At 60.5% G+C, this 9,328-nt stretch carries 12 protein-coding genes; 10 read left to right on the plus strand and 2 right to left on the minus strand.

Annotated elements, in window-relative coordinates; translation table 11 throughout:
- The first annotated feature begins 48 nt into the window (after nucleotides 1–48).
- From AC1D1J_RS14870 to AC1D1J_RS14915, 10 genes are all read left to right on the plus strand, one after another.
- Nucleotides 49–636 carry a transglutaminase-like domain-containing protein gene (locus tag AC1D1J_RS14870; RefSeq protein ID WP_477686797.1) on the plus strand — a complete coding sequence of 196 codons (588 nt, stop codon included), beginning with the start codon at nucleotides 49–51 and terminating at the stop codon, nucleotides 634–636.
- Nucleotides 637–1,235: 599 nt separating this feature from the next.
- Nucleotides 1,236–1,694: an SRPBCC domain-containing protein gene (locus AC1D1J_RS14875; RefSeq protein ID WP_477686798.1), complete on the plus strand. Its 459-nt coding sequence runs from the start codon at nucleotides 1,236–1,238 to the stop codon at nucleotides 1,692–1,694.
- Nucleotides 1,695–1,755: 61 nt separating this feature from the next.
- The gene (locus AC1D1J_RS14880; RefSeq protein ID WP_477686799.1) at nucleotides 1,756–2,247 is read left to right on the plus strand and encodes a GNAT family N-acetyltransferase; all 492 of its coding nucleotides are present in this window, start codon (nucleotides 1,756–1,758) and stop codon (nucleotides 2,245–2,247) included.
- 74 nt (nucleotides 2,248–2,321) lie between these two features.
- On the plus strand, nucleotides 2,322–2,684 hold the full coding sequence (locus AC1D1J_RS14885; RefSeq protein WP_477686800.1) for a hypothetical protein: 363 nt from the start codon (nucleotides 2,322–2,324) through the stop codon (nucleotides 2,682–2,684).
- 214 nt (nucleotides 2,685–2,898) lie between these two features.
- A complete protein-coding gene (locus tag AC1D1J_RS14890) occupies nucleotides 2,899–3,303 on the plus strand; it encodes a hypothetical protein (protein WP_457278901.1) in 405 nt (134 codons plus the stop codon).
- Nucleotides 3,304–3,348: 45 nt separating this feature from the next.
- The gene (locus AC1D1J_RS14895; RefSeq protein WP_477695069.1) at nucleotides 3,349–3,759 is read left to right on the plus strand and encodes a hypothetical protein; all 411 of its coding nucleotides are present in this window, start codon (nucleotides 3,349–3,351) and stop codon (nucleotides 3,757–3,759) included.
- 125 nt (nucleotides 3,760–3,884) lie between these two features.
- Nucleotides 3,885–4,379, plus strand: a complete 495-nt coding sequence (locus AC1D1J_RS14900) for a GFA family protein (protein WP_477695070.1) — start codon at nucleotides 3,885–3,887, stop codon at nucleotides 4,377–4,379.
- A 77-nt stretch (nucleotides 4,380–4,456) separates the two neighbouring features.
- Nucleotides 4,457–4,999, plus strand: a complete 543-nt coding sequence (locus AC1D1J_RS14905; RefSeq protein ID WP_477695071.1) for a cysteine hydrolase family protein — start codon at nucleotides 4,457–4,459, stop codon at nucleotides 4,997–4,999.
- Between the two features lie 16 nt (nucleotides 5,000–5,015).
- Nucleotides 5,016–5,450, plus strand: coding sequence for a TIGR02594 family protein (locus tag AC1D1J_RS14910; protein WP_477695072.1), 435 nt, complete (start codon nucleotides 5,016–5,018; stop codon nucleotides 5,448–5,450).
- A 23-nt stretch (nucleotides 5,451–5,473) separates the two neighbouring features.
- The gene (locus AC1D1J_RS14915) at nucleotides 5,474–5,872 is read left to right on the plus strand and encodes a hypothetical protein (protein ID WP_477695073.1); all 399 of its coding nucleotides are present in this window, start codon (nucleotides 5,474–5,476) and stop codon (nucleotides 5,870–5,872) included.
- A gap of 43 nt (nucleotides 5,873–5,915) precedes the next feature.
- Here AC1D1J_RS14915 and mltB read toward each other — a convergent pair whose 3' ends face one another.
- Both mltB and AC1D1J_RS14925 read right to left on the minus strand, forming a co-directional pair.
- On the minus strand, nucleotides 5,916–6,995 hold the full coding sequence (gene mltB / locus AC1D1J_RS14920; RefSeq protein ID WP_477695074.1) for a lytic murein transglycosylase B: 1,080 nt from the start codon (nucleotides 6,993–6,995) through the stop codon (nucleotides 5,916–5,918).
- Nucleotides 6,996–7,046: 51 nt separating this feature from the next.
- Nucleotides 7,047–9,062: a transglutaminase TgpA family protein gene (locus tag AC1D1J_RS14925; RefSeq protein WP_477695075.1), complete on the minus strand. Its 2,016-nt coding sequence runs from the start codon at nucleotides 9,060–9,062 to the stop codon at nucleotides 7,047–7,049.
- Nucleotides 9,063–9,328: the final 266 nt, after the last annotated feature.

Here is a 9,328-nt window from a genome sequence, read left to right on the forward strand (position 1 = left end):
GGAAGCTGCCAGAGCTGCTAGATTCGCCAGATACAACAAGGAGCCAGGATGAAAAATCGATTCCTACTTTTCGGGACAACTGCCATCTTCAGCCAGATTCTTCTGGTTTTTTCATTGGTGCTTTATTCAGGCGCTGCTGCAGCGGTTGAGGGCGCCTACGACGCCCAGCTCACGAAGTGGAAGTCGCATGAGGATGTTGCCAAGTGGCTCAAGTCCAACTTCGTTTTCGACAAGTCGCGCCAGTCCATGGTGCAGGCACATATCGCATCGAATGGGCCGGAGAATGTACTGACTCGCAAACCACAGACTTTTTTTGAAAAACCCAGTGGTCATTGCCGCGATTCCGCGGCGTTTGCCAGGGATGCCCTGAACAAGATCAGCCCTGAATACAACGCCCGCTACATCTTTATCAAGAACAAATCAGGCCCGCCGAATCACTGGGTGACAGGTTTCAAATACAACAACAAAATCTACGTCATCGACTACGGTGCCGGCCCGGCCTGGTGGCAGATGGAAGGTGTGCACGGACCGTACGACAACCTTGACGGCTATAAAGAATTTCTTGCGGCGCTGAACGTCAAGCACTTTTCGCCCGAGTTTGTACGCTGGCGCGATGTCGTGGGACAGGAAGACTAGGCTAGCCCGCCCATCAAGGCGATCGGCGCGGGGAAGAGTCCATAACCGCGGAGATCACGATCCAGCCGGTGTGAGCCCACCGGGGCGTGAGGGGCAGGTGCAGAGTGAAGGACGACAGGCTGAGATCCGGCCCAACTCAGGACTTTGCTATCAATTCAATAGCTGCTTGCGTTCGCTGTGATTGGGCTAGGGGCCCAAATGGCTCACAAAAGGGCCAAAACCCGTTCAGAACGCCGGTTCAACGCTTCCAATGGCCGCGCGAGGTGCAAAAAGGTCGGTGGCGGCCCTATGGGTTCATTTTTAGGCAATAAAAGTGACTGCAGGCCAATAGGGACGGGCGCAAGCAGCTATTGAACTAATAGCATGGTGGATGGGCGCATTCTCGCGGCGGGCAGAAAACCGGCCAGCAACGGCGAGCTATGTCTGGTGCTGAGCGGCTGATTGAGCCCGTTACAGCAGGTTGCAAGCACGGACTTCTGCCGCGGGATCAAGCGGCATACATTTCGATCTATATTTCGACAGGCGCCGGGTAGCGCACCACCGTATGTGCGGCCCCTTGGCTGCCATCGTGCCTCGCGTACCCTTTGAAGGAGATTCCCATGGCTGAGTTGGTTGCCCGGTCGGAGATGCTCATTCGACGTCCCGCTGCAGAGGTTTTCAATGCGTTTGTCCAACCTGATCTCATCACAAGGTTCTGGCTGAAAAGTACCACCGATCCGCTTAGCCAGGGTGCTCAAGTTGAGTGGCAATTCATGGTTCCCGGTGCCACTGAGCGTGTGCGTGTCACCGCATTCGACGCGCCGCGCCGTATTGCGTTTTCCTGGCTGGAAGGCGGGCTTGACGTCGACATGAAGTTTGCCGAGGAACAAAAAGGCGCGACTGTCGCAAGTGTTGAGGTCCGGGGGTTTGAAGACGACGGCGGCACGGACCCGGTGGTGAATGCCACCGAAGGGTTCGCCATCGTCCTGTGCGACCTGAAGGTGTTCCTTGAAACAGGTCACCCGGCAGGGCTGGTGAAAGACAAGGCGGAGTTGATACATCGTACCCGCGACACCTGAACGCCCATCGGGAATTGCCTGGAGGCGTATGCTTTGGCGCGAGATGCGGTACGCTTTCACGATGACCGATATCAGGCCCGCAACCTTCCCCGATGACCTTGAGCATGTCGTAGCCATCCTTCGGGAGTACGTCGCCAGCCCAAGCGTAAGCCTTGCCTTCCAGAATTACGAAGCGGAGTTCGCTGCATTACCCGGAAAGTACGCCGCGCCCGATGGTCGCCTGCTTCTCGCATGGAAGGGCGCAACTGTCGTTGGCTGTGCCGCGCTTCGCCGCGTTGACGGAACCACCTGCGAAATGAAGCGCGTCTACGTGCGGCCTGATGCGAGAGGCGAAAGCCTTGGGCGACGGCTCATCGAGCGCATCCTCGATGAGGCGCGGGCTGCGGGCTACTCCCGCATCTGTCTTGATGTCTTGCCTGAGTTCTCTGCCGCGCAGCGCATCTACGAGTCCTTGGGTTTTCAACCTGCGGCCCCTGTTACCTTCAATCCCGTTCCCGGCACCAAGTACCTGGCGCTCGAACTCTCGGCGTTGCGGCTTGCGGATGCGGCCTGACTCTTCCTTCTCGCGAGCGCCTTACGGTAGGCTGTGCCTGCCTGCAGTCGTCACTTCAGCCAAAGATTAACCGTATGCGTCCTGCTTTTGCCATCGCCATCCTCGCCATTGCCGCAAGCGGTGGCGCACACGCCACCGGCTCCTTGTCGTTCGAAAGTGCCGGCTACGTTCTTGACTTCGAGATAGGGCAGCAGGAGCGCCCCGTTCTGGCTGGTGTGTCGTTCGCCGCGCCTGGGGCAAGTTCGAATTCGATACTTCGGCCGCCGCATCTGGTGGTCGTGGCATTTGATACAAAGGCAAAAATCCTGCTCGTTCGCTACAAGAATCCCGGGGACAGCAAGCTGCCGCCGGATTTTGAGCTTTCAGTCCGTGGCAGCGAAGGCATCTTGAAGATGCCGAATCGCTCAGTCACCGGCAGGTTCAACTGGGAAATGTGAGCTGAGAATGCCACTCGCCGCATAACGCCAACGTTGAGTGCCGCAACGCGCATATGCTTCACCTTTACGATCGCGAGACTTCTGGCAATGCCGGCAAGGTCCGCCTGCTGCTGGTCTTCCTGGGCATTCCGTATGATCGAACCCTCGTTCCCTTAACGGTCGATCATTTCAGCCGCCCTCGGTGGCCTGTTTGTATTGAATATTGGACCCCATCATGAACAAATTGCTTGTCTTCCAGCTCACGGTTCAAAGCTCCTATGTCGGCAACGTTGAGCATGATGCTGAAGGTGATCACTTCGACACGGTTCAGTGGTGGTTCTCGGAAAACGAGACCTGGCGCATCAAAACGTTTGCAATAGACCAGGACATCCACACGCATCGTATTGCGGGCCCAATCGCTGAAGAAGTTGCAATGGAGAACACCATGAAGCACTACGAAGACGTGGTCGAGAGAGCGTTTGCCGTCGAGTTCGACGATCTGGGTGACGAGAGCGAGGTGTCGGAAGTCATGGAAGATTTAGGGGGAGCCTCCGCGCTGGAGATTGCAAGAAACGGGAGCCAGTTTGCCTTCTGGAATCCGTCACGCCTGAAGTACACCTCCAAGAGTCAACCGGTCTGAAGCTCAACCACTCATGTCAAACACCTGCCCACAAGAACAAAACTCATGAAATTCGAATTTGGAACGCCGAGGGCGCTGGACGATATCTCGCTGCAGGACGCCAAGAACCATTCCATTTGGTTGTGGGCCTGGGAGGCCGGACTGGAGGACGAGGTGGAAGATGAGACGTGGCAGTGCCCGGTCTTGAACACATCGGATGTCACGGATGCAATGACGGAGCCGGTCATTACGCTGCGCATCGAGGGGAGCGATGTGATTGGCTCGGCCAGCTACAACGTGGAGCTTGATCAACTGGAAGCAATTTCCATCTGGGAGAACGGTGCCTGGGCAGGAATCCAGGAGACCACGCTGGCGACACCGATTACGTTGATTGCTGTCCCCAGCATTCGCGGCGTCACGGGTGTCAGGTTTGTTTGCAGTGAACCCGACGAAGATCGAGCTTCACGTGAGGGCTGACTGCGGTGGGTATTCGGGGCTGGAGCGGCGCATGACGCAATTTGCCAGCTCGGTCGGCACGGATGTTCGGCCACCCTGCTTTGCATGCTTGTTGGCTGCCGATTGATTTCAACGTCAGGCTAAAAATGCGTTACCCGGAATCAAAACCGCCATGGACCGGCAGCTGCCTTTGCGCAAAGGTGCAGTACCAGCTGACTGCGCATCCGCTGACGTTCTATGCGTGTCATTGCACAGACTGCCAGCGGCGCTCCGGCAGTAGCATGCGGCTGGCCATGTGGGTTGACCGCTCGGCGCTGGAGGTCACGCAGGGAAGCCCGCAGCTCCTGACGTTTGACATGGGAAACGGGCGCCAACGCAGGGCGAAAGTGTGTGTTGATTGCGATACCCGGTTGTGGGCGGAACCGGCCGACAAGCCGACCATGGCGGCGTTGCTGCCCGGCACATTGCACAACGCGCGGGAGTTTGAGCCTGTTGCGCACCTCTGGACAAAAAGCGCGCTTTCCTGGGTGGTGATTCCACCGGGCGTTGCCGTGTACGAAACTCACCCTGATCGCCCGGGGGAGCTCGCCAGGCTGTGGCAGGAGGCGATGCAACAGCGTGGCTCCGGCGATGCAAACTAAACACTGGTCGAGCCTGCAAATTGTGGCGGGCTGAATTTCCCCTTTCCTCCAACACACCAACATCAGACCTTAATCCCATGACGACAACAGCCCTCCTTATCATCGACGTTCAGACGGCTCTTTGTTCCGGTGAGGGCGGGGCCTTTGAAAGCCGGCGCGTCATCGACAGAATCAACCAGGTGTCTGCCAAGGCCCGCGCCGCGGGAGCTCCCGTCATCCTGATCCAGCACGAGGCGCCGAATGATCCACTGGAATATGGCACTGAAGGGTGGAAACTCGCGGATGGCCTGGACACCCAGCCGACCGATATCCGCCTGCGGAAGAAGGCAACGGATTCGTTCCACAACACGGAACTGCACGCGCTGCTGCAGGAGCGTGGGATCAAAAAGCTGATCATCTGCGGCATGCAAAGCGACTTTTGCGTAGACACCACGACCCGGCGTGCGCTGGCCCTCGGCTATCCGGTCACCCTGGTTTCGGATGGGCACTCAACCGTGGACAACGGAGTCCTCACCGCGGCACAGATTTCGGCACACCATACGGTGACGCTGGCAAACATCCAGAGCTTTGGACCCCGAGTCACTCCGCAGCTTGCGGGCGAGATCAAGGTTACGGTCTGAGTCTGCTTTGACTTCTATGCTGCACGCACCCTGGATGCCTGTCGCCTTTGCCGAAGCGGGCGTTCGCACATTTCCCGTTGGCCAGAGCAACCCCAGGGTAACCGAGTACCACGCCCACACGAGCATCCGTGGATATGACGACAAAGCGTCATGGTGTTCTTCGTTTGTCAATTGGTCCTTGGCCCAAGTCGGCATCTCCGGGACGGGGTCTGCATTGGCGCGTTCGTGGCTGGACTGGGGTGAACCCCTCAGCGCGCCTGTGCCTGGCTGCATCGCCGTGCTGTCGCGGGAAGACCCCGGCGGCTGGAAAGGGCATGTCGGTTTTTTTCTCCGGGCGGATGCGGAGTATGTGTACTTATGGAGCGGCAACCAGCTCGACGAGGTGCGCGAGCATTTTTATCCGTTGGCGGCGGTGCTGAGCTATCGCTGGCCCTCGCAGAATGCAGGCTGATGCCTGGCCCGCAGGAACACGCTATGCCACAAGTTCTGCTCGAGGGGTATACGGTCGATGAGGTGCTGGACCTGCCGACCGATGGACTTCAGGCCATGGTGCTTCGCGATGAGCCGCTCGTGTTCAAGGCCGGCAGCGCCAACATGCTTGGGAAATTCAAGGTGCAGGGCGATACGCTGTTGATGGAGCTGGCGCATATTGATGGCGGAGGCGAGGGTGCCTTGCCCAGCCTGGCTGCCCTTGCGAGCCGCTTTGCAAAGCGCGAGGGCCTCGCTTTCGTGGAGTGGCGGGTCCATGCGGTTCATTGCGCCACGCCGAATCTCAAGCTGCGCCGGGTTCTCGAAAGAAAGGGTTTCGCTGTTCGTGAAATCTCAGGTGTCGGCGAGTGCTATTGGCTGCGCGTGCCGGTCGCCGGAACTTAACCAGGGTGTTGCATCCGGATCCATGCCGGCAACCGCCTCTGCCTCACGGCCTGACCCGCGCCGCCACTTCCCGCCCCAGCTCAATCACCGCCATCGCGTAGTAGCTGCTCCAGTTGTAGCGGGTGATGGCGTAGAAGTTTTCGGTGCCGGCGACGTATTGGGGCGCGTCCTGGCCGTTAAGCAGCTCCACCAGCGCCAGCGGCCCGGTGTGTTGCAGCGCAGGGCCTTCCAGGACCGCACCCTTGGCCGTGAAGCTCTCGATGCTGAATGTGGGCAGGATGTCCGGAGCCATCAGGGCGTTCATATCGAGCCGGCTTTTGTCGAAGCTCACGGGGTAATGCGTGGGCATGCCGGGCTGCCAGTTGAAGGCCTTGAAGTAACTTGCGACCGAGCCGATCACGTCGGCAGGGCTGCCAGACAGGTCGATGTTGCCATCTCCGTCGAAGTCCACCGCGTATTTGACCCGGCTGGAAGGCATGAACTGCGGCATGCCCATGGCGCCCGCGAAGCTGCCGCGTGCGTCGAAGGGGTTGGCCTCGAGCCGACGTTGCAGGGTCAGGAATTGCTCGATCTCGCCTTTGAAGAATTCACTGCGCTCTTTGGCGCGGGGGTGGCTGGCTGGAAAGTCGAAGGCCAGCGTGGTCAGCGCGTCCATCACGCGAAAACTGCCGGTGTCGCGGCCGTAGATGGTTTCCACGCCGATGATGCCGACGATGATTTCGGCGGGTACGCCGTATTCCTTTTCGGCACGCTCCAGTGTCTGCTGGTTTTCCAGCCAGAAGCGCCTGCCGGCCTCGATACGCACCGGGTCAATGAAGCGGCTGCGGTAGACGCGCCAGTTTTTAACAAAGGTCTTGGCTGGCGGCTGCATCAGCCGCACCACGGTGGCGTTGTAACGCGACTGGCCGATCGCATCGCGCACCCAATCGGGGTCCAGGTCACGGCGTGCGGCCATGTCGTCGGCAAACTGCATGGCTTCGGGGCGGGTCGAATACAGCGGCCCTTGTGCCGGCGCCGATTTGGCGGCCACGCGCTTCTTGATATTGATTACCTCGCCAGACCAGGCTGATACTGCGCAAGCAGCTATCAAAAAAAGAGCAAATCCGAAACGTTGAAGGCGCATGAAGGAGAGTGACCGAATGACAAGGAGTGAGCGGGGAGGGCTGGTCCGATTTTAAGCGGGCCAGGCGAGCCGGTCGAACGCCTGCCTGAGCGCGTGAAGTTCTTGCGCTTTCTTTCCGCCGCTTGTCGGCACGGCGGCGTAGCGCAGGTGCTCCAGGCGCATCAGCCAGTCATGCAGTGCTTCACCTTGTGTCCCGTAGCGGCTCAGCACCTCCAGCGCCAGCTGGCGGGGCGAGGTGGCGGGCGTGCTGTGAATGCCGGCCTTTTCCAGCCGCTTGCGCGCGTGAGCCAGCAGGCGCAGCCAGGGGTCGTGCTGCGCACGGTCCCACAGCGTCCAGGCCGCGCCGACCAGGGCGGCCAGCACCACGATGCCGATCAGCACATAGCTCAGGTCCTCCCAGCTGGGGGACTCAAAGCCGATGTCTTTCAGCAGGTTGAGCTGCTTGCCCTGGGTGTAGTTCAGCACCCACTGGTTCCAGCTGTTGTTCACGGCCTCCCAGGTGGCGCGTAGCTGCGCCGTCAGGGTTGGGCTGAAATTGCCCAGGGCCTGCACCACCACGCCTTGTGGTGCGGCCAGGCGCTGGAAGGCCCCTGTGCGTCCCGGCGCCACGGCTGAGGTCGGGTCTACGCGCACCCAGCCTTCACCTGCCTGCCAGACTTCGGCCCAGGCATGCGCGTCGCTTTGTCGCACCACCCAATAGCCGTCAACGTTATTGACCTCGCCGCCCTGATAGCCGGTGACGATGCGCGCTGGAATGTCGAGGGCGCGCATCAGGATGACAAAGGCCGAGGCGATGTGTTCGCAAAAACCTTCCTTGCGATCAAACCAGAATTCATCGGCGGTGTGTTGCCCATAGACGCCGGGCTCCAGCGTGTAAACATAGCCCCCTGTGCGCAGCCGTTCCAGCGCGACCTGCACCAGCGTACGCGCATTGGCCACCGCGTAACGCGGGTCGCGCCGAATCTCGGCCGCCAGCGCCAGCGTACGGGGATTAAAGCCGGCCGGCAGGGCGACAAATTCCTGCAGGCCGATCACCTGCTGGCGCGGCCCATGCCTGAAGACCGGGTAACTCTGGGCCTTGTAGCGCACCAGGTCCGTGATGGGTCGGTTGGTGAACCACTGGAGGTCGGCGTCCATGGTGCTTTGGTAGCCGGGCAAGTCGGGACTCTGCGTGGCCGCCTCCATGACGAAGACCCAGGGCTGGTTGTTGGGGGCGAGGGTCACCTCATAGTTGACGGGCGCACCGGCCACCTGCAGGTTGGCGGGCAGCGCGTAACGCGATGGCAGGAAGGCGCGCAGGGGTTGCCAATTGCGTCCGTCAAAGTTTGAAAGCACAGGCCCCCGGAAATACAGGTCTTGCTGGGGTGGCGGTTTGTCGCCCTCAAACCGGATGCGCATGGCCACGCTGTCGTCCAGTGCCAGAGCGGCGATAGTGCCCACCTGCATGCTGGGGCTCAGGCCGCTGCGGCCGGTCATGGCGTCGCTCGGTACCCCCCACAAAGGCGCCAGGCGCGGAAACAGCAAAAACAGCACCAGCATGATGGGTGCGCCCAGCAGGGCCATCCAGCCGGCTGTTCTGGCGGTTTGCAGCAGCGGCGGTTTGCCCACCGGCAAGTGGGCATTGACCAGCACGGTCAGCAGGCCCATCAGCCCCAGCAGCATGCTGAAAGCGGTGAGCAGCGACTGCGAATAAAAGAAGTTGCTCAGCATGCAGAAGAAACCGAGAAAGAAGACCACAAAGGCGTCGCGCCGGGCCCGCAGCTCCATGGTCTTGAGCGTCAGCAACACCACCAGAAGAGTCACACCCGCATCACGGCCAAGCAGGGTACGGTGCGTCATCAGCGTGGCACCAATGGTGAGAGCCAGCAGGGCCAGCAGCCACCACTTGCCGGGCAGCGGCTTTGCCTGCACGGCCAGCCAGCCGCGCCACACCAGCACGGCGCTGGCCAGCGCGCTGCACCACAGCGGCAGGTTGCCCACCTGCGGCAGCAGCACCCAGGCGATGACCAGCAGCAGGAACAGGGTGTCGCGGGCGTCGCGGGGAAGGGTTTTGAGGCGGGTCAGCATGGGGGTTCCCGTCCCCGTTCAGGCTGAACCTGTCGAAGCCTCGTTGTTGTAAGGGCGCTGAGGTGGTTTGAGTTCCGGGGCCGGGGTTGCCGGCGGCAACTCACTTTCTTTTGCTTTGCCAAAAGAAAGTAAGCAAAGAAAAGGCGACCCTGGTTCCTGCGTCCCCTGCGCTTCGCTACGGGGCAACCTGCGGTGCTCGGCTCAGGCGGGGTCTCGCTCGAACTCGCCTTCGGCTCAGACAATCGCGATCCCTGATCCGCCTGAGC

The organism is Polaromonas sp. P1_F8 (genome assembly GCF_056405635.1).

Coding starts and splice junctions, on each gene's coding strand:
- AC1D1J_RS14870 (WP_477686797.1), top strand. CDS start 49: ATGAAAAATCGATTCCTACTTTTCGGGACAACTGCCATCTTCAGCCAG.
- AC1D1J_RS14875 (WP_477686798.1), top strand. CDS start 1,236: ATGGCTGAGTTGGTTGCCCGGTCGGAGATGCTCATTCGACGTCCCGCT.
- AC1D1J_RS14880 (WP_477686799.1), top strand. CDS start 1,756: ATGACCGATATCAGGCCCGCAACCTTCCCCGATGACCTTGAGCATGTC.
- AC1D1J_RS14885 (WP_477686800.1), top strand. CDS start 2,322: ATGCGTCCTGCTTTTGCCATCGCCATCCTCGCCATTGCCGCAAGCGGT.
- AC1D1J_RS14890 (WP_457278901.1), top strand. CDS start 2,899: ATGAACAAATTGCTTGTCTTCCAGCTCACGGTTCAAAGCTCCTATGTC.
- AC1D1J_RS14895 (WP_477695069.1), top strand. CDS start 3,349: ATGAAATTCGAATTTGGAACGCCGAGGGCGCTGGACGATATCTCGCTG.
- AC1D1J_RS14900 (WP_477695070.1), top strand. CDS start 3,885: ATGCGTTACCCGGAATCAAAACCGCCATGGACCGGCAGCTGCCTTTGC.
- AC1D1J_RS14905 (WP_477695071.1), top strand. CDS start 4,457: ATGACGACAACAGCCCTCCTTATCATCGACGTTCAGACGGCTCTTTGT.
- AC1D1J_RS14910 (WP_477695072.1), top strand. CDS start 5,016: ATGCTGCACGCACCCTGGATGCCTGTCGCCTTTGCCGAAGCGGGCGTT.
- AC1D1J_RS14915 (WP_477695073.1), top strand. CDS start 5,474: ATGCCACAAGTTCTGCTCGAGGGGTATACGGTCGATGAGGTGCTGGAC.
- mltB (WP_477695074.1), bottom strand. CDS start 6,995: ATGCGCCTTCAACGTTTCGGATTTGCTCTTTTTTTGATAGCTGCTTGC.
- AC1D1J_RS14925 (WP_477695075.1), bottom strand. CDS start 9,062: ATGCTGACCCGCCTCAAAACCCTTCCCCGCGACGCCCGCGACACCCTG.